Consider the following 18,732-nt stretch of genomic DNA (forward strand, 5'->3'; position numbering starts at 1 on the left):
TCGTCAGCCCGCGCCGGATCGGGCCGCGGCTTCGACGACGCGAGCGCAGTCGAGCATCTCGGGGATGACGAGATATTCGTCTTTCGTGTGCTGGTTGTACCCGCCGCGGCCGATGACGACGGCGCTGATGCCGCGGCCGCGGAAGACGTTGCCATCGGTGCCGCCGCCGACAGGGTGGGGATTCGGTTCGAAGCCGAGCGAGCGGAGGACGGGAAAGAGAAGGTCGACGGCGGGGTCGCCGGGTTCGAGCCGGTAGCCCGGGTAGGCCATGCCGAGGCGGACATCGATGCGGGCGCCCGGGTGCCGCTCGCGGACGAGATCGATATGGCGGCGGGCGTTGCGGGCGAGTGTCTCGGCCTTTTCTTCGACCATGGAGCGGAATTCGCCCTGGACGAGGCAGTAGTCGGGCACGGCGTTGCGGACGAGGCCGCCGCGGATGATGCCGACGTTGCCGGTGGTCTCGCTGTCGAGGCGGCCCTGGGGGAGACCGGCGACGATCTCGGCGGCGATGGTGATGGCGGGGATGCCTTTTTCGGGTTCGAGGCCGGCATGGGCGCTCCGGCCATGGACCTCGATGTCGTAGGTGTAGTGGTAGGGCGCCTGGCCCTGGATGCTGGATGGCGGGCCGCCGCTGTCGATGACGATGGCGATGCGCGCGGTGATTCGGGAGTAGTCCATGTTGGCAGCGCCGACCAGGCCGACTTCCTCGCCGCGGCTGATGGCGACTTCGACCGGGCGGTGGGGGCCGCCGTCTTCGATGAGCGACTGGAGGACTTCGAGGATGACGGCGCAGCCGGCCTTGTTGTCGGCGCCGAGGATGGTGGAGCCGTCGCTGCGGATGATATCCGGGCCATCCCAGCGGGGGGTGATGCCGCGGCCCGGCTCGACGGTATCCATGTGGGCGGAGAGGAGGACCGGATCGCCGGTGCCCTCCAGGCGGGCGAGGACGTTGCCGGCGGCGTCCTGCACGGCCCGGAGGCCGAGGGCGCGGAGGCGGTGTTCGAGCTCGGCGGCGATGCGGTCCTCGTCGCCGGACGGGGAATCGATGGCGACGAGATCGAGGAACGTCTGCACGATGCGGTCGCGGGTGATCACGGGACGAACTCCGGGCGCGGGGTCTCGCGCGGGAGAGGATACGCGGGGGCGGACGCAGAAACATTTCTCGCGCCGTTAATGAACGTTTCACGCGGGCGTGGCACGGTGGAAGTATGGAAACGTCTACCCTCAGCCGGGAGCTTCGGCTCGAAGTCGCGCACAACGTGCGCCACCTGGGCGGCTACCGCACCATGAGCGGGACCGTGACGACGGACGTCACGATTCGCTCGGCGAGCCTGCACCGCCTGACGGAGCGGGGGCTCGAGCAGCTCCGCGAGCAGGACGTGCTGACGATCGTCGATTTCCGCTCGGACGTGGAGCGGGAGCGGGACGTGACGCCGGACATGCTGCGGTACGGCATCCGCGTGGTGCATGCCCCGGTCTTCCAGCACGACGCCTCGCCGGTCGGACTGGCGAACGAGTTCCCGGGCTTCGCGGCGGTCTACGCGATGTTCCTGGAGATGGGCACCGCCGCGTACCGGACACTGTTCGAGACGCTGGCGGAGGCCGAAGGGCGGGTGCTCTTCCACTGCGCGGCGGGAAAGGACCGGACCGGCGTCGCAGCGGCGCTGCTGCTGGAGCTCGCCGGGGTCGATGACGCGACGATCATCGAGGACTACACCGTGACGGAGCTGCTGCTCGCGCCGCTCAAGGACCAGTGGCTGCCGCAGATGCGGGAGCGTGGATACGACGAGGAGCGGGCGGCCGCGCTGCTCGCTGCCCCGCGGGAGGACATGGAGGCGACGCTGCGCCACCTGCGGGAGCGGTTCGGATCGGCGGAAGGGTACGCACGGGCGATCGGGGTGAGCGATTCGACGCTCTCGGCAGTGCGGGCGCGGCTCACGGCGTAGCGCCGCTGCCCCGGCGAAGCTGTTCGAGTTCGGCTTCGAGGTCGCGCAGCCGGCGGCGCTGCTGGCGGTCGCGTTCGAAGCGTTCGGTGATGTCGCGGCAGTGGGCGAGCGCGCCGAGGACGGTCCCGGCCTCGTCTTTCACGATGGCGAAGGTCATCTCGATGTAGAACTCGTGGCCGTCGCGGTGGCGGGCGCGGGTCGCGAGGGCGTGGCCGCGATACTTCGTTTCGCCGGCGGCGAGGGCGCGGTCGTAGCCCTTCCAGTGCGCGTCCTGGAATTGCTCGGGGATGATGATGTTGAGGTCGCTGCCGATAGCGCCGCTGGCGGGGTAGCCGAAGAGAGCCTCGGCGGCGGGGTTCCAGACCTGGATGACCCCGTCGGTGCCGGCGAAGATGACGGCGTCGGGCGATTGCTGGAGGAGCAGCGCGGCGAGGGCAGCGTCCATGGCGGCCTCCGGGCGGTGTGATGCCGGGGACGGTACGCCGAACGCGGGACGGTTTCCAGCGCGGTTCGACGCGAAAACGGGCCGGCCGGGGAGCACCCGGGCCGGCCCGCTGCGGTGCCGGGGCGGCGAATCAGCCCTGGCTGGCGGCCTTCTTCGCGGCGTAGTGCCCTTCGCGGGTCTCGCGGAAGGACCACGGCACGTACGCGTCGGAGAGGTCGGTGATCTTGCCCCAGTTCTCGGCGAACCAGTCGGCATCCTTGAACTCGTGGGGGTCGTAGCTGACGCCGCGGTTGGCGACGATGGCGATGCGGGAGTAGCGGCCGCCCGAGGCGGCGATGCAGATGCCGCTCTCTTCGCACTGCGGGGAGCAGAGGTAGGTGACGGCGGGGGCGACGTGCTCAGGGGCCATGACGACGGCGCGCTCGGGGTCGTTGGGGTCGCGGCCCATGAGGTTGGCGGTCATGCGGGTCTGGGCGGCGGGGGCGATGAGGTTGACGTTGATGTTGTACTTTTCGCCCTCGAGCTTGAGGACGTTCATGAGGCCGTACATGCCGGCCTTCGCGGCGCCGTAGTTCGCCTGGCCGAAGTTGCCGATGAGGCCGGAGGTGCTGGTGGCCATGACGAAGCGGCCGTAGGACTGCTGGCGGAAGACGGGCCAGGCGTGGTGGGCGAGGTTGTAGCACTGCTTGAGGTGGACGCGGATGACGCTGTCCCAGTCCTGCTCGCTCATGTTGTGGATGGTGACGTCGCGGAGGATGCCGGCGTTGGCGACGACGGCGTCGAGCCGGCCCCAGGTGTCGATGGCGAGCTTCACCATCTTGTAGCAGTCTTCGAAGCTGCCGACGTCGCCGCCGTCGGCGATAGCTTCGCCGCCGAGGGCCTTGATTTCGTTGACGACCTGCTGGGCGGGGGTGTCGTCGTGGCCCTCGCCGGAGACCGAGCCGCCGAAGTCGTTGACGATGACCTTCGCGCCGTGCTTCGCGAGGTCGATGGCGTAGGCGCGGCCGAGGCCGCGGCCTGCGCCGGTGACCAGGACGACCTGGCCATCGAGACGGACTGCCATGGGTGTTCCTCCGAGGAAGCGGATGTGCGAGCGAATGCTACGCCATCGCGGGCGTGTGGGCTTCCCCGGCGGCTATTTCGCGGCGGCGGCGACCGAGCTGCCGGATTCGATGCCGACGCCGGCGAGGAGGGCGTGGATCCGGCGGGCGTTTTCGATGATGCGGGCCGCTTCGTGGTTGACGGCCTGTTTGCCGTCGCAGAGGGCTTCGGCCGGGTTCGAATGGATATCGAACTCGATGCCCTGGACGCCGGCGGCGACGAAGCCGTAGGTGACGCGCTCGACGAGCTTGCGATCGCCGGAGGAATGGGAGGGGTCGGCAATGAGGGGCAGGTGGGACTTGAGGCGGACGATGGGGATCATGCCGACGTCGGCGGCGAAACGGGTTTCGGTTTCGAAGCTCTTGATGCCGCGGTAGCAGAGGATGACGTTCCGGTTGCCCTCGGAGACGGAACGGCGTTCGCGGTCGATGCCGGACATGATGTAGGCGGCGGCGCAGAGCCACTCGTTCATGTCGTTGCCGAAGCCGTGCTTGAGGATGACGGGCTTGTCGACCTTCGAAAGCTCTTCGAGGAGGGGAGAGTACTGGGCGCTGCGGGCGCCGATCTGGATGACGTCGATGCCGTATTCGAGGAAGAGGTCGAGGTGGCGGAGGTCGATGAGTTCGGAGACGGTGGGCAGGCCGGTCTCGGCCTTCATGGCGGCGGCGATTTCGAGGCCTTTCTTGATATCGAGGCCGCGGTAGTCGTAGGGGCTGGTGCGGGACTTATCGACGAAGGCGCGGAGAACGTCGACGCCGGCGGCCTTGGCGATGCGGGCGGATTCGAGCGCCTGCTGCTCGGATTCGATAGCGCAGGGACCGCCGAAGAAGGTGAGGTGGGGGCCGCCGACCGGGACGCGGCCGTCGATCCAGACGATGGTGTCCTCGGGATGGAAGGTGCGGGAGGCGTCCTTGTACTTCTCGGTGATGCGGATGACGCGGTCGACGCCGGGGAGTTCGAGGATGCGGCCTTCATCGACGACGGAGGCGACGCCTTTGACGCCGATGACGGTGGTGCTGGAGACGATGGTTTCGCAGCGAAGGCCGTAGTCCTGCGTGATGCGGTTGATGACGCGCTCCACCTGCTCGATAGTTGCGCCTTCGGCCATGTGGATGATCATGGGGCGGTCCCGGGAGGGTTATGTTGGCGCGATTATCTCCCGGGACCGGGGTACGGGCGATGGGCGCGGGCGCGGCTCAGAAGAGGATGCTCGAGAGGCGGCGCTGGTACTCGCGGGTGACCGGGGAGTCGAGCCCGAGGATGTCGAAGATGGCGAGCATCGCCTTGCGCGCAGCGCCGTCGGCGAAGGAGCGGTCGAGCCGGACGGATTCGAGGAGCTCGTCGAGCGCCTGCTCGTACTTCTCCTGGGCGGCGAGCATGACGCCCCAGCGGTAGCGGGCGCGGGGGTCGCGGGGGTTGCGGCGGGCCTCGCCTTCGAGGTCTTCGCCGGCGTGCTTCTGGCGGAACTCATCGAGGAAGATGCGGTGCTTGAGCGCCTTGGCGCGGCGGTCGGTGGGCGCGCGTTCGAGCAGCTTTTCGGCCTCCGCGCGGGCCCCGCGGGCGAGGAGGATGGTCGCGAGGCCGACGATGGCGCCGGCATCGTTCGGGGATTTTTCGAGGATGGCGCGGTATTCGCGCTCGGCGCCGGCGACGTCGCCCTTGCGGAGGAGGTCGTCGGCGGTGGAGGCGCCGGTGCCGGCGGCGCCGATGACCTTCTGGAAGAAGGCGCGGACCTGGGGCTCAGGGTAGGCGCCGGTGAAATCGGCGATGACCTTGCCGTCCTTGAAGGCCTTGACGGCCGGGATGCCCTGGATGCGGTACTGCATCGCGGTGCGGGGGTTTTCGTCGGTGTTGAGCTTGGCGAGGACGACGCGGCCTTCGTTCTCGGCGGCGACCTTTTCGATGACGGGACCGAGCATGCGGCAGGGGCCGCACCAGGGGGCCCAGAAGTCGACGACGACGGGGAGGGTTTTCGAGCGCTCGAGCACCTCGTTCGCGAAGGTGGCGTCGGTGACTTCGATGACGGTTGCGGCAGGCATCGGGTGCACTCCGTCGGGAAAGTTCGTGGTGTTGCGACGATCGTAGCATACCCGGAGGGGGTATGGAACGGGTGTTGGGCGGCGTGCGCCGGGGGTGGGTCCAGCAGGCCTGTAAGCCGGATTCTGTACCCCGCGGAGCGGGGCGGCAGCCATCTCTCTGGGCGCGGCATCGCTGCCGCGCTCTAGCGGCCAACCCGGGAGTGATGACGGGCCGGGCACCCTCCTCCCCTATTCGGCCTTGCTCCGGGTGGGGTTTGCACGGCCGCCCCGTTACCGGGACGCCGGTGCGCTCTTACCGCACCATTTCACCCTTACCGCCTGCCCGGTGCCGCGGGCTGGCGGCGGTATGTTTCTGTTGCACTTTCCGTCGGCTCGCGCCGCCCAGGCGTTACCTGGCACCCTGCCCGGTGGAGTCCGGACTTTCCTCTCCCCGCGCTGGGCGGGAAGCGGCTGCCCGGCCTGCTGGACACTTCTATTGTCCCGCGTGCGGGGCGAGGCTGTCGACGGCGGCGGGTCCGGTATGATGCGGCGGCAGTTCGGAACCGGGGGACTGGCAGATGGGCATCGAAGCGATGCAGGTCGGTGCGGTGGCGCGCGGTTCGGTGCGGTGCGCGCCGGAGCATTTCGCGAGCCGGATCGTGGCGGGGACGCCGGACGTGTTTTCGACGCCGGCGCTGGGCGCGCTGGTGGAGAAAACGGCGGCGGAGTGGATGGCGCAGCACCTCGACGAGGGGCAGATGACGGTCGGGGCGCAGATCGTGATCAACCACACGGCGGCGACGCCTGAGGGGATGGAGGTGACGGCGGAGGTGCGGCTCGTCGCGGTCGACGGGCGGCGGTTCGACTTCGAGTGGACGGCGCACGACGGGGCGGAGCAGGTGGGCCACGGGACACACCAGCGGTTCGTGGTCGACCGGGGACGGTTCGAGGGGCGGCTGGCGGCGAAGCGGGCGGGAGGCCGCTGATGGACCGCGACCGGGCGGCGTGGTTCGCGGCGCGCGGCGGGCTGGAGCTGGACCCCGCGCTGGACATCGCGATCACCGGCGAGGACCCGGTCCTGCCCTCGCCGTTCCACCTCGGTGAGGGCGCGGCGGTGGCGCTGGCGCTCGTCGGACAGGAAGCGGCGCGGCTGTGGGCGCTGCGCGGCGGGCGGAAGCAGGCGATCCCGGTGGATGTGCGGCATGCCGCGGCGTCGCTCCGGAGCTACATGGTGCTGGAGGTGAACGGGCAGGCGGGCGCGCCGCCGCCGCGCGCGGGTTCGAACGTGACGGCGATATGGCCGTGCGGCGACGGGCGGTTCATCCACCTCCACGGGAGCTTCACGCACGGGCCGGGCATCCTCGCTGAGCTGGGGCTCGGCGAAGGCGCGACGGCGGAGGAGATCGCGGCAGCGACCCGGCGGCGCGGGGCGTTCGAGCTGGAGGATGCGCTGGCCGCGAAGGGGCTGTGCGCGGCGGTCTGCCGCACGCGGGAGGAGTGGGCCGGGCACCCGCAGGGGCAGGTGCTCGCGGCGCAGCCGGTGGTGACGCTGGAGCCGATCGGCGATGCGCCGCCGGAACCGCTTGCCGAAGCGGACCGGCCGCTGCGCGGCGTTCGGGTGCTCGACCTCACGCGGGTGCTGGCCGGGCCGACGGTCGCGCGGACGCTCGCGGAACACGGCGCGGACGTGCTGCACATCGCGAGCCCGAAGCTGCCGACGATCGAGCGGTTCGAGATGGACACGGGCCACGGCAAGCGGCAGGCGCATCTCGACCTCGACGACCCGGAACAGGCGGCCACCCTCCGCGAGCTGGTGCGGGGCGCGGACGTGTTCTCGCAGGGGTTCCAGTGGGGGTCGCTGGAGCGGCGCGGGTTCGGTCCGCGGCAGGCGGCGGAGCTGCGGCCCGGCATCATTTATGTCGCAGAGAACGCCTTCGGGTTCGGCGGCCCATGGGACGGGCGGCCGGGCTGGGAGCAGCTCGCGCAGGCGACGACGGGCGTCTGCGTGCGGCAGGGGGCCGGCGGCGCGCCCGTGCTGGCGCCAGCGGCGATGAACGATTACACGACGGGGTACTTCGGCGCGCTCGGGGCGATGATGGCGCTCCGGCGGCGGGCGCTGGAGGGCGGGTCGTGGCTCGTGCGGGTATCGCTGGCGCGGACGAGCATGTGGTACTTCGACCTCGGCGACGACCTCGACCCGGCAGCGGCGCGCGGCACGGGCGACCTTTCGGGCGTGATGCTGGAACGGGAGACGGGCTACGGGCCGATGCGGTACCTGCGGCCGGCGCTGCGGATGTCGGAGACGGACCCGCACTGGGAGCTGCCGACGGCGCCGCCCGGCAGCGGCGAGCCGCGCTGGCTGGCGCGAAGCTAGGAGACGGCGCGCACCTCCGCCTGCGCGCGGTGCGCCGGGGCCGGGCGGACGATGAAGCGGGACGGATCGAACGCCTCGGCCGGCGCTGCCTGGGCGTCGTCGAGCGCCGGGGCCGTGCGGGCGTGCTCGAGGATGGCCCGGGCGACCTCGCGCGGGTCCGGGCAGTAGCGGCCGGTACGGATGAGCTCGCGGAGCTCGAGGATGCGGCGGGTGCGGTCGTCGAAGGGGACGACAGCGGGCTTCGGGTCCTGGTTCGATGCGGCCATGGTGGCACCTCCGCGCGGGCGTTACACCATGGTGGACGGCACGTGGCGGATGAGTGCGCAGGGGTTCCGACGGGATTCTTTCGGAATTTTCACAAACGGAAAGCAGGGAGAACCCTGTCCCCGCCGCTGGAGGGTCTCAGCGGAGGTCGCGGCGGCGGAATACGAGGATGCCGGCGGCGACCGGGATGGCCGCGAGAACGAGCGCGGGGACGACGGCCTCCCAGCGGGGGCCGAAGGCGAGGAGGTTGCGCTCGAGGTACCAGTGCCAGGGGTTGAGGTTGCGGACCCAGGCCGGGGCGCCGGCCGCGGCGAGCAGGCCCTGTGCGAGGAAGCCGCCGGCGGCGAGCACCGTCGCGGCGGCGAGGCCGGGGCCGCGACGGCCGGCGATGGCGCCCCCGGCGAACGCAACCGCGGCGTGGAGGACCGCGAGGCTGAAGAGACCGCCGAAGGCAACGGCGAGGCCGCCGGCATCGATGCCTTCGAGCGCGGAAAACGGCAGCGCCATGAGGACGAGGGTGACGGCGGCGAAGAGCGTGAGCCCGGCGAGGAGGAGCACCAGCGCGAGGAAGCGCTGGAGCGCGACCGCGGCGCGCGAAACGGGGTTGGCGAGGATGAGCTCGAGCGTTCCGTCGTCTTCGCTGCCGCCGATGAGGCCGGCGCCGCCGACGATGCCGTAGATGACGAGCAGGACCGTGAGGAGCGAGGCGAAGAGGCGCGCCCAGAGGTAGCCGGGGGCGGAGCTGAGCGACACGCCGTCCTCCATGCCGAACATGGCGCGGAGCGCCTCGGGCATCTGCTGGACGACCTCGTCGAAGTTCTGCTGGCCCCGGACGGTGGGGTAGAAGGCGAGTGTGAAGAGGTTGAGCACGGCGAGGCCGAGCATCCACCAGAGGAGGGCGCTGCGGCGGTCGCGGAGGGCGCGGCGGAGGATGGTCACGTTTCGTCGCTCGCGTCGTAGTACTCGAGGAAGAGGTCTTCGAGGTCCTGGCCCGGGGTGTGGATGCGCTCGACGGTGAGCGTTGCGGCGGCCTTGATGACGGCGTCGACGGAGCCTTCGACGACGAGCTGAACGCCGCCGTCGTGGTAGGCGACCGACTGGACGCCGGGCACGGCTTCGAAGAGCCCGCGCGGGACGGGGCCGGCGGTGAAGATGTCGATACGCTGGCGGGCCTTCCGGCGGAGGTCGTCGATTGATGCGACGGTGACGAGGCGGCCCTTGCGGAGGATGCCGACGCGCGAGGCGAGGGCTTCGACCTCGGGAAGCACGTGGGAGGAGAGGAAAACCGTGGCGCCGCGGGCGACTTCTTCGCGGATGAGGCGGTGGAACTCCTGCTGGAGGAGCGGGTCGAGGCCGGAGGTGGGCTCATCGAGGATGAGCAGCTCCGGGCGGTGGATGAAGGCCTGCACGATGCCGACTTTGCGGCGGCTGCCGGTGCTGAGTTCGCCGACGGGCCGGGTGGGGTCGAGGGCGAACCGTTCGAGGAGGCCGGTGGTGAACTGCCGGTCGTAGCCGCCGCGGAGCGCGCCGAAGAACTCGATGACGTCGCGGGCCGTGTAGCGCGGGTCGATGGCAAGGTCGGCCGGGAGGTAGCCGATGCGGCGGCGGATGGCCGGGTCGGCGCCAGTGCCGCCGAGGACCTCGGCCGACCCGGCCGTGGGGTTGAGGAAGCCGAGGAGGAGGCGGATGGTCGTCGTCTTGCCGGCGCCGTTGGGGCCGAGGAAACCGAAGACCTCGCCGCGTTCGACGGCGAGGTCCAGGTCATCGACGGCGGTGAGCCGCCCGAAGCGCTTGGTGAGGCCGCGCGTTGCGATCGTGGGCGCGGCGGCCGGGGTCATTCGCGCGGCAGCCCGAGCCCGCGGGTCGCGATGACGGTGCGCTGGATTTCGGAGGTGCCGCCTTCGATCGTGTTGGCGACGCTGCGGAGGAGGAGGTACTGGTAGCGGAGCGCTTTCGACCCGGGGCGGGCAGCCTGGCCTTCCATGCCGAAGATCTGCACGGCGGTGCCGGCGATGCGCTGCTGGAGTTCGGCGCCGAAGAGCTTCGCCATCTGGGCTTCGCGGGTGGGTGCGATGCCCGTCTTCTCCTGCTGCGAGGCGATGTAGTAGGCCATGTTGCGGAGGAGCTGGACGCCGATGGCGTGTTCGGCCATGCGGTGGCGGATGGCGTCGGGGGTGCGGCCGCGGCGCTCCTTCAGGTAGGCGACGAGGTCATCGACCGTGCGGCGGGCGTTGGAGGTGGCGCCGATGGAGGAGCGTTCGAAGTCGAGGCCGACGGCGACGTTGTACCAGCCGCGGTTCTCCTCGCCGATGAGCTGGCTGGCGGGCACGCGGACGTCTTCGAAGTAGACTTCGTTGAACTCATGGGTGCCGGCCATGTTGACGAGGGGCCGGACGGTGATGCCGGGGCTGTCCATCTTGACGGCGAAAGTGGAGATGCCCTTGTGCTTGGGGGCGTTCGGGTCGGTGCGGGCGGCGAGCCAGCCCCAGTCGGCGTAGTGGCCGAAGGTGGTCCAGATCTTCTGGCCGTTGATGATGTAGTCGTCGCCGTCGCGGACGGCGCGGGTTTGCATGGCGGCGAGGTCGGAGCCGGCGCCGGGCTCGGAGTAGAGCGTGCACCAGAGGTCGGTGCCGTCGGCGATGCGGGTGAGGTAGCGGGCCTTCTGCTCTTCGGTGCCGTAGAGCATGACGACGGGGCCGACCCAGGCGACGCCCATGTTCACGGTCCCGGGGACGCCGTGGTAGGCCATCTGCTCGTTGAAGAGCATCTGCTGCATGGGGGAAGCGCCGAGGCCGCCGTACTCCTTCGGCCAGGGGAGCGCGAGCCAGCGCTTCGCGGCGAGCCGCTTCATGATGTCGCGTTCGATGGCGAGGCGGTCTTCGAGCGAGTCGAACTCTTCGTCCCAGCCGGCGGGGAGGCCGTGCTCGATGAAATCGATGACTTCAGCCTGGAAGGCCTGCTGTTCGGGGGTGAGGCGGAAATCCATGTGCAGGGGCTCCAGCCGCAGTTGCGGCCGGAGATAGTGTAGCGGGGCAGTGTCGAGGGGCGAGAGGCCTGCGCGGCGGCCGGCCGCGGTGGCCTATACTGGGCGGGTGCCCGGGGGTACGGACGGCAAGCCGCGGCTCGTCGTGCTGGATTCGCACGGCATCCTCTATCGCGCGTTCTTTGCGTTCGCGAACTCCGACAGCCCCCTGATGACCTCGAAGGGCGAGCTGACCTTCGCGGTGCACGGCTACGCGGAGACGCTCATCCGGGTGCTGGACGTGCTGAGGCCGACGCACATTTGCGCGGCGTGGGACGCGGGCGGGAAGACGTTCCGACACGAGGAGCTGGAGGCCTACAAGGCGACGCGGCGGGAGACGCCGCCTGAGCTCCTGCGGCAGATGGGGCGCGTGCGTGAGATGCTGGAGGCGTTCGGCATCCCGATTTACGAGGTGCCCGGGTACGAAGCGGATGACGTCGCCGGGACGATCGCGGTCAAGGCGGCGAAGCAGGGCATCGAGACGTACATCGCCACGCTCGATACGGACCTCGTGCAGCTGGTGGGGCCGAACATCAAGCTCTTCATGTTCCGGCCGTTCCAGCGGGATTCGGTGGAGTACGACGAGGCGAAGGCGGCCGAGCGGTGGGGCTTCAGCCCGAAGTACATGGTCGATTTCAAGGCGCTCAAGGGCGACACGAGCGACAACATCGAGGGCATCCGGGGCATCGGCGAGAAGACGGCGGGGGACCTCATCCGGCAGTTCGGGCCGCTGGAGAAGATTTACGAGAACATCGAGCTGGTCCGCGGCGCTCTGAAGCAGAAGCTCATCGACGGGCGGGAGATCGCCTTCCGGAACAAGGAGCTGGTGACCATCCGGACGGACGTGCCGCTCGAGTTCGACCTCGAGCAGTGCCGAGTGCGGGATTTCGACCGGGAGCGGGTCGCGGCGCTCTTCCGGGAGCTGGAGTTCCGGGTGCTGGCGCGGCGGCTGGACGAGGTGCTCGGCGCGCGGAAAGGCGTGCCGGTCACGGATTCGGTGGAGACGGCCTTTCGGACGGCCGCGAGCCGGGAGGAGCTGGAGTCGCTGGCGACGGAGCTGCGCACGGCAGGCGGCTTCGCGCTGGCGGGCATCACGACGACGGGCGACTCGAGCCACCCGATGCTGCTCGGGCTGGCGTTCGCGACCGCGCCGGGCCGGGCGTGGTACGTGCCGGTGGGCCACGCGCCGCGGATGGACGACGAAGCGCCGCAGGCCCGGCTGGAGGACGTGCGCGAGGTGCTCGGGCCGCTGCTGGCGGACGAGGCGCTCGAGAAGACGGCGTACGGCACGAAGTACCTGCTTCACCTGCTCGACCGCGCCGGGATGACGCTGGCGGGCTACCGGTTCGACGTCGCCATCGCGGCGTTCCTGCTCGGCGAGACCTCGTCGACGCTGAACGCGCTGGTCAACGAACGGATGGGCGTCGAGCTGATTTCGCTCGAGGCGCTCACCGGCACGGGGCGCTCCGCGACGATGCTGGGACAGGCGAGCATCGAGACGGTGCTGCCCTACGCCTGCCAGCAGGCGGATTACGCCCTGCGGATGCGGGAGCCGCTGGCTGAGCAGCTCCGGGAGCGGGGGCAGTGGGCGCTCTTCGCGGAGATGGAGATGCCGCTCATCGCCGTGCTCTACCGGATGGAGAAGGCGGGCATGGCGGTCGACCTCACGGTGCTGCGGGAGGCGTCGCGCCAGCTCGGCGAAGAGGCGGCGAAGGCGGAGCGGGAGATTTACGCCATCGTTGGGCACGAGTTCAACATCGGGAGCCCGAAGCAGCTGAGCGACGTGCTGTTCGGCGAGCTCGGCCTGCCGAAGACGCGGAAGACGACGCAGGGGTACAGCACGGATCAACGGTCGCTCGAATCGCTGCGGCCGCTGACGCCGGTCATCGACCTGATCTTCCAGTACCGGGAACTGACGAAGCTGAAATCGACCTACGCGGATGCGCTGCCGGCAGCCGTGGCAGAGGACGGGCGGATTCATACGGATTTCCAGCAGACGGTGGCGGCGACGGGCCGGCTGAGCTCGGTGAACCCGAACCTGCAAAACATCCCGGTGCGGACGGACACGGGCCGGGCGATCCGGCGGGCGTTCATCGCGAGCGGGTTCGATGACCCGTGGCTCGTGGGGGCGGACTACTCGCAAATCGAGCTGCGGATCCTGGCGCACGTCACGGGCGACGAGGGGCTCATCCAGGCGTTCCTCGCCGACCAGGACATCCACCGGGCCACGGCGGCGACGGTCTACGGGGTGGACCCCTCCGAGGTCACGCGGCAGATGCGGGACACCGCGAAGATGGTGAACTTCGGCATCGCCTACGGAATGGGCGAGTTCGGGCTCGCGAGCCGGACGGGGATGACGCGGGAAGAGGCGGAGGCGTTCATCCAGTCGTACTACCGGAACTTCCCGGGGATTGCGCGGTGGCAGGAGGAGACGCTGGCATTCACGCGGGAGCACGGCTACGCAGAGACGCTGTTCGGGCGGCGGCGGTACCTGCCGGCCATCCGGAGTTCGAACTTCCAGGTGCGGTCGGCGGCGGAGCGGGAAGCGATCAACATGCCGATCCAGGGGACGGCGGCGGACATCATCAAGGTGGCGATGATCCGGGTGGACGCGGAGCTGCGGGAGCGCGGGTTCCGGAGCCGGATGATCCTCCAGGTGCACGACGAGCTGATATTCGAGTGCCCGGCGGAGGAGGTGGAGGCGATCCGGGAGCTGGCGGCGCGCATCATGCCGGCGAGCATCGAGCTGAAGGTGCCGCTGAAGGTGGATCTGAAGCAGGGCCGGAACTGGGGCGAGATGGAGTAGGCGCGGGTATACTCGCGCGCACATCCGAACCTGGTTCAAGGAGGGCCGCATGGCCGATACCGGCAGCTACGAGGGCATGCTCGCCGAGGTGACGAAGATTCCCGGGCACGGGGGCGACTGGATTTCGGTGTATTTCGTGCGCCCGCTGGGGCCGGGGCCGTTCCCGGGGGTGGTGTGGCTGCACCACATGCCGGGCTGGGACGAGTGGACGAAGGAGGCCTGCCGGAAGCTCGCCTACCACGGTTTCATGGTGGCGGCGCCGGACCTCTACTGCCGGGCTGGTACCGGGGCACCGGAGGACGTGGCGGCGAAGGTCCGCGCGGAGGGCGGCGTGCCGGACGCGCAGGTGGTCGCCGACGCGGCGGCCTGCCGGGACTTCCTGCGCGCGCTGCCGCAATCGAACGGGAAAGTGGGCGTGACCGGCACGTGCTCGGGCGGGCGGCACGCGTACCTCGCGGCCTGCCTCGAGCCGTTCGACGCGTGCGTGGACCTCTGGGGCGGCGGCGTGGTCATGCGGCCGGAGGACCTGACGGAGAAGCGGCCCGTGGCGCCGATCGACTACACGGAGCGGCTGTCGTGCCCCCTGCTGGGGCTGTTCGGCGAAGAGGACCGCGCGCCGACGCCCGAGCAGGTCCGGCAGCACGAGGAAGCGCTGAAGCAGCACGGCAAGCAATACGAGTTCCACATGTACGCCGGGGCCGGGCACGGCTTCTCCTACCACGACCGGCCGGCGGCCTACCGGGCCGAGCAGGCGGTCGACGGCTGGAAGAAGGTCATCAGCTTCTTCCACCAGCACCTCGGCTGAGCGGGAGGGACGGCGATGTGCACGAACATCCTCATCCATACCCGGCTCGAGGGCGCGGGCTTCGGGCGGAAGGGCTGGTTCCCGGTGACGCGGGCGAACGTGACGTATGACCACCCCTTCCACGTCGACCTCGAACACGCGGTGACCGTGGACTTCGTCGACGAGGCCGGCGGGCTGGACGCGCGAGTGGGGGTCGAGCTGACGGTCGCCTCGGCGCGGGCGCTGGCGGAAGCGCTGCTCGCGGCCTGCGCCGAGGCGGAGGCCTACGAATCGGGCGGCGCGGCCCGGGGTTAGACGGCGAGCGCCTCGCGGAGCCGCTCGGCCTCGAGGGAGGCTGGCGGGCCCTCCATGGTGACGGCCCCGCTTTCGAGCACGCAGCAGTAGTCGGCGTTGGCGAGGGCAAAATCGAGAAACTGCTCGACGAGGAGCACGGCGACGTGCCCCTTGAGCGAGGCGATGACGCCTTCGATCTGCTCGACGATATTGGGCTGGATGCCCTCCGTGGGCTCATCGAGGAGGAGGAGCCGGGGCCGGCCCATCAGGGCCCGGCCGATGGCGAGCTGCTGCTGCTGGCCGCCGGAGAGGACGCCGGCGGTGCGCTTGGCCATCTGCCGGAGCACGGGAAAGAGCTCGAAGACCTCCTCGAGCCGGCCGTCGTCGCGGCCGCCGCGGGGTTCGAGGCCGAGCAGGAGGTTTTCGAGCACGGAGAGCTGCGGAAAGATGCCGCGCCCCTGGGGCACGTAACCGATGCCAGCCCGCGCGCGGGCGTACGAGGGCCGGGAGGTGAGGTCGCGGCCATCGAAGAGGATGCGGCCGGAGCGGGCGCGGAGGGCGCCGATGATGCCCTTCATCAGGGTGGTCTTGCCGGCGCCGTTGCGGCCCATGACGCAGACGACCTGGCCGGGCGCCACGCTGAGGCTGACCCCGCGGACGACCTCGACCTGGCCGTAGGCGAGGGAGAGGCGGTCGATGCGGAGGAGCGCGCCGTCCATGGGGGCAGGCGGCGGAGCGTGGCGGGGCAGGGGGAGGCGGTCGAGGAGGGGCGGGGTCATGCGGCGTCCCCCGCGGCGGCCTTCTGGCGGCCGAGGTAGACCTCGCGGACGACAGGGTCGCGCTGGATGTCGTCGATCGGACCCTCGCGGAGGACGCGGCCCATGTGCAGCACGGTGACCGTGCGGGCGAATTCGCGGACGAACTCCATGTCGTGCTCCGTGATGATGATGGTGTGGGCGCCGGCGAGGCGGTGGAGGAGTTCGCCGGTGCGTTCACGTTCCTGGCGCGTCATGCCGGCGATCGGTTCGTCGAGGAGCATGATGCGGGGCGACTGGACGAGGAGCATGGCGATTTCGAGCCACTGGCGCTCGCCGTGGGAGAGCGCGCCGGCCGGGACGTCCGCCCGGTGGAGCAGCCCGACGTCCTCGAGGGCGCGGGTGACGCGTTCGCGGCGCGCCGGGGACGGCGGGAAGAGCTGGCGGAGGAAGCGGTCGCGGTAGGCGGCGGCAACGGCAACGTTCTCGGCGACAGTGAGGCTGTTGAAGACGGAGGGCGTCTGGAACTTGCGCGCGATGCCGGCGCGGACGATAGCGTCTTCGCGCATGCGCGCGAGGTCGAGCCCTTCGAAGCGGATTTCGCCGTGCACCTCGATGGTCGACGGGTGGGGGTCGCCGGAAGCGGGGACGGTCGGGTCGAAGAGGACGCGGCCGGAGCGGGCGCGGACCTTGCCGGAGATGACGTCCATGAGGGTCGTCTTGCCGGCGCCGTTGGGGCCGATGAGGAAGCGCAGTTCGCCGCGGGCGACGACGAGGCTGAGGTCATCGAGGACCGGGAAGCCGTCGAAAGAGACGCAGAGGTTTTCGATTTTGAGGATGGCCTCACTCATGGGACGCTCCGGGGGTGTCGAGGCGGACGGCTGACGGTGCGCGGAATGGCGGGCGGCGGATGGGCAGGCGGCGGTGGCGAAGCAGGCTGCGCCAGGTGCCGACGATGCCGGCCGGGAAGAGGAGGACGCTGCCGATGAAGAGGGCGCCGAAGAAGTAAAGCCAGGTATCGGGGTAGTTTTCGCTGAGGGTGCTCCGCGCCCAGCTCACGAGGATGGCGCCGATGACCGCGCCGGTGATGGTGGCCCGGCCGCCGACGGCGACGAGCAGGACGAATTCGATCGAGGGGACGATCCCCATGTTGGCCGGCGAGATGATGCCGACCTGCGGCACGTAGAGGGCGCCGGCGAGCCCGGCGAGCGCGGCGGAGACCGCGAAGACGGCGGCCTTCAGGAGGGTGACGTTGTGCCCGGAGAACCGGACGCGGTCCTCGTCGTCGCGGATGGCGATGAGGAGGCGGCCGAGCGGGGCGCGGGTGAGCCACGTGGCGAAGAGCATCGTCAGGAGGAGCGTGGCAACCGTGAGGTAGTAGAGCGCGTCCTGGGTGGCGCGGTCGGCGAGGGTGAAGCCGAAAAGGGTGCTGAAGTTGGTGAGGCCGTTGGTGCCGCCGGTGTACTGCTGCTGGCCGACGAAGAAGATGGACAGGATGAGGGCGAGGGCCTGGGTGATGATGGAGAAGTACGCGCCTTTGACGCGGCTACGGAAGACGAGGTAGCCGACCAGGTAGGCGAGGATGCCCGGTCCGAGGACGGCGGCCGGGAGCGCGAACCAGGCGTGTTCGAACGGCTTCCAGAACCAGGGGATGGCGGTCAGGCCGCTCCAGTTCATGAAGTCGGGCAGGCGGCCGTCGGCGTCTTCCATCTTGAGGTACATGCCCATCGCGTAGCCGCCGAGGCCGAACCAGACGCCGTGGCCGAGGCTGAGCATGCCGGCGTAGCCCCAGAGGAGGTCGATGCCGATGGCGAGGATGGCGAAACAGAGGAACTTGGCGAGCAGGTTCTGGCGGAAGTCGGAGAGGAAGGCGGGCGCAAGGAACAGGAGGGCGCCGGTCAGGAGGATCGGGACGAGCGGGCCGGCGAGGCGGAGCAGCTCGCGCGGGCGAGCCCCCGGTGACGTGAGGCGGGCAGTTGCGGCAGTCATGCGGGAGCTCCTCAGCGGGCCGCGCGGCGGGCGATGATGCCGGCCGGCCGCCACTGGAGGAAGGCGATGACGAGGGCGAAGACGAGGACCTTCGCGACGGAGGCGCTGAGCTGGAATTCGAGCAGGGCGTTCGCGCCGCCGATGGCGAGCGCCGCGATGGCGGTGCCGACGACCTGGCCGATGCCGCCGAGGATGACGACGAGGAAGGAATCGACGATGTAGTAGGTGCCGAGCGAGGGGCCGATCGGGCCGAGGAGCGCGAGGGCGCAGCCGGCGAGGCCGGCGAGCCCCGACCCGAGGCCGAAGGTCAGCATATCGACGCGGGGCGTGCGGACGCCGAGGGCAGCGGCGACTTCGCGGTTCTGCATGGTGGCGCGGGTGCGGCGGCCGGCCGCGGTGCGCACGAGGTAGAGCCAGACGAGCGCGATGGCCGCGAGGACCATCGCGATGATGAACAGCCGGATGTAGGGCATGGTGAAGCTGCCGGTGACGGCGATGCCGCCCTGGAGCCACGACGGCGTGGTGACCTGGACGTTGGGTGCGCCGAAGATGGACCGGGCCAGCTGCTGGAGGACGAGGCTGACGCCCCAGGTCGCGAGCAGCGTATCGAGCGGCCGGCCGTAGAGGCGGCGGATGAGGGTGACTTCGAGCCCCATGCCGACGAGCCCGGCGATGGCGAAGGCGGCCGGGAGCGCCAGCAGGAAGCTCACATCGGGGGCGCTGGCACCGAGCGGGCCTTCGAGGAGCTGCTGGGCGAGGTAGGCGCAGTAGGCGCCGATCATGATCATCTCGCCGTGGGCCATGTTGATGACGTTCATGAGGCCGAAGGAGAACGCCAGGCCAATGGCGACGAGCAGGAGAATCGACCCGAGGCTGATGCCGTTGAAGAGCTGTTGAAGCCAGATATCCAACGCTGTCCCTCCGTGAACCCGCT

General features: G+C 70.2%; 19 protein-coding genes and 1 other RNA gene. 6 read left to right on the top strand and 14 right to left on the bottom strand.

From position 1 onward, the window contains the following. Window positions 1–3 precede the first annotated feature (3 nt). Entirely contained in the window at window positions 4–1,095 is a 1,092-nt protein-coding gene (locus N2041_RS06830) for a M20/M25/M40 family metallo-hydrolase (protein ID WP_297677115.1), read from the bottom strand. 113 nt (window positions 1,096–1,208) lie between these two features. Here N2041_RS06830 and N2041_RS06835 point away from each other — a divergent pair, with 113 nt between their 5' ends. Continuing rightward, on the top strand, window positions 1,209–1,946 hold the full coding sequence (locus tag N2041_RS06835) for a tyrosine-protein phosphatase (protein WP_297677117.1): 738 nt from the start codon (window positions 1,209–1,211) through the stop codon (window positions 1,944–1,946). Here N2041_RS06835 and N2041_RS06840 read toward each other — a convergent pair. The 5 genes from N2041_RS06840 to rnpB form a co-directional block, all read right to left on the bottom strand. Then, a complete protein-coding gene (locus N2041_RS06840) occupies window positions 1,936–2,391 on the bottom strand; it encodes a PAS domain S-box protein (RefSeq protein WP_297677119.1) in 456 nt (151 codons plus the stop codon). The genes N2041_RS06835 and N2041_RS06840 overlap by 11 nt on opposite strands. A gap of 130 nt (window positions 2,392–2,521) precedes the next feature. Continuing rightward, the gene (locus N2041_RS06845; RefSeq protein ID WP_297677121.1) at window positions 2,522–3,454 is read right to left on the bottom strand and encodes an SDR family NAD(P)-dependent oxidoreductase; all 933 of its coding nucleotides are present in this window, start codon (window positions 3,452–3,454) and stop codon (window positions 2,522–2,524) included. Window positions 3,455–3,526: 72 nt separating this feature from the next. Continuing rightward, window positions 3,527–4,600 carry a hypothetical protein gene (locus N2041_RS06850; protein WP_297677123.1) on the bottom strand — a complete coding sequence of 358 codons (1,074 nt, stop codon included), beginning with the start codon at window positions 4,598–4,600 and terminating at the stop codon, window positions 3,527–3,529. An 88-nt stretch (window positions 4,601–4,688) separates the two neighbouring features. Next, entirely contained in the window at window positions 4,689–5,531 is an 843-nt protein-coding gene (trxA, locus tag N2041_RS06855; protein WP_297677125.1) for a thioredoxin, read from the bottom strand. Between the two features lie 96 nt (window positions 5,532–5,627). Further along, window positions 5,628–5,997, bottom strand: an RNA gene (gene rnpB, locus N2041_RS06860) — RNase P RNA component class A. 91 nt (window positions 5,998–6,088) lie between these two features. Between rnpB and N2041_RS06865 the strand changes: the two genes are divergently transcribed. Both N2041_RS06865 and N2041_RS06870 read left to right on the top strand, forming a co-directional pair. Next, complete coding sequence (locus N2041_RS06865; RefSeq protein WP_297677127.1) at window positions 6,089–6,496, top strand: hotdog domain-containing protein; 408 nt, start codon at window positions 6,089–6,091, stop codon at window positions 6,494–6,496. Continuing rightward, on the top strand, window positions 6,496–7,884 hold the full coding sequence (locus N2041_RS06870; RefSeq protein WP_297677129.1) for a CoA transferase: 1,389 nt from the start codon (window positions 6,496–6,498) through the stop codon (window positions 7,882–7,884). The genes N2041_RS06865 and N2041_RS06870 overlap by 1 nt, the downstream gene beginning before the upstream one ends. Here the strand turns inward: N2041_RS06870 and N2041_RS06875 are convergent. The 4 genes from N2041_RS06875 to N2041_RS06890 all read right to left on the bottom strand — a co-directional run bounded on the left by N2041_RS06875 (window position 7,881) and on the right by N2041_RS06890 (window position 11,134). Continuing rightward, window positions 7,881–8,150: a flagellar biosynthesis anti-sigma factor FlgM gene (locus N2041_RS06875; RefSeq protein WP_297677131.1), complete on the bottom strand. Its 270-nt coding sequence runs from the start codon at window positions 8,148–8,150 to the stop codon at window positions 7,881–7,883. The genes N2041_RS06870 and N2041_RS06875 overlap by 4 nt on opposite strands. A 136-nt stretch (window positions 8,151–8,286) precedes the next feature. Continuing rightward, window positions 8,287–9,087: an ABC transporter permease subunit gene (locus N2041_RS06880; protein ID WP_297677133.1), complete on the bottom strand. Its 801-nt coding sequence runs from the start codon at window positions 9,085–9,087 to the stop codon at window positions 8,287–8,289. Next, window positions 9,084–9,986, bottom strand: coding sequence for an ABC transporter ATP-binding protein (locus tag N2041_RS06885; RefSeq protein WP_297677135.1), 903 nt, complete (start codon window positions 9,984–9,986; stop codon window positions 9,084–9,086). The genes N2041_RS06880 and N2041_RS06885 overlap by 4 nt, the downstream gene beginning before the upstream one ends. Then, a complete protein-coding gene (locus tag N2041_RS06890; RefSeq protein WP_297677137.1) occupies window positions 9,983–11,134 on the bottom strand; it encodes an acyl-CoA dehydrogenase family protein in 1,152 nt (383 codons plus the stop codon). The genes N2041_RS06885 and N2041_RS06890 overlap by 4 nt, the downstream gene beginning before the upstream one ends. Window positions 11,135–11,240: 106 nt before the next feature. Here N2041_RS06890 and polA point away from each other — a divergent pair, with 106 nt between their 5' ends. From polA to N2041_RS06905, 3 genes are read left to right on the top strand one after another with little or no spacing between them, the layout of a single operon-like run. After that, window positions 11,241–13,976, top strand: coding sequence for a DNA polymerase I (gene polA / locus N2041_RS06895; protein ID WP_297677139.1), 2,736 nt, complete (start codon window positions 11,241–11,243; stop codon window positions 13,974–13,976). Window positions 13,977–14,025: 49 nt separating this feature from the next. After that, window positions 14,026–14,781, top strand: a complete 756-nt coding sequence (locus tag N2041_RS06900; protein WP_297677141.1) for a dienelactone hydrolase family protein — start codon at window positions 14,026–14,028, stop codon at window positions 14,779–14,781. Between the two features lie 15 nt (window positions 14,782–14,796). Further along, window positions 14,797–15,075: a DUF6295 family protein gene (locus tag N2041_RS06905; RefSeq protein WP_297677143.1), complete on the top strand. Its 279-nt coding sequence runs from the start codon at window positions 14,797–14,799 to the stop codon at window positions 15,073–15,075. On the opposite strand, the gene urtE is transcribed toward N2041_RS06905, so the two are convergent. The 4 genes from urtE to urtB are packed head-to-tail and all read right to left on the bottom strand — an operon-like array spanning window position 15,072 to window position 18,709. Continuing rightward, window positions 15,072–15,833 carry an urea ABC transporter ATP-binding subunit UrtE gene (gene urtE / locus N2041_RS06910; RefSeq protein ID WP_297677146.1) on the bottom strand — a complete coding sequence of 254 codons (762 nt, stop codon included), beginning with the start codon at window positions 15,831–15,833 and terminating at the stop codon, window positions 15,072–15,074. The genes N2041_RS06905 and urtE overlap by 4 nt on opposite strands. Beyond that, window positions 15,830–16,660: an ABC transporter ATP-binding protein gene (locus tag N2041_RS06915; RefSeq protein WP_297677148.1), complete on the bottom strand. Its 831-nt coding sequence runs from the start codon at window positions 16,658–16,660 to the stop codon at window positions 15,830–15,832. Before N2041_RS06915 ends, urtE begins: the two co-directional genes overlap by 4 nt. Next, complete coding sequence (gene urtC, locus N2041_RS06920; RefSeq protein WP_297677150.1) at window positions 16,653–17,798, bottom strand: urea ABC transporter permease subunit UrtC; 1,146 nt, start codon at window positions 17,796–17,798, stop codon at window positions 16,653–16,655. The genes N2041_RS06915 and urtC overlap by 8 nt, the downstream gene beginning before the upstream one ends. A gap of 11 nt (window positions 17,799–17,809) precedes the next feature. Further along, entirely contained in the window at window positions 17,810–18,709 is a 900-nt protein-coding gene (gene urtB / locus N2041_RS06925) for an urea ABC transporter permease subunit UrtB (RefSeq protein ID WP_297677152.1), read from the bottom strand. Window positions 18,710–18,732 lie beyond the last annotated feature (23 nt).

This window comes from Tepidiforma sp., from assembly GCF_026419595.1.
GTDB lineage: Bacteria > Chloroflexota > Dehalococcoidia > Tepidiformales > Tepidiformaceae > Tepidiforma.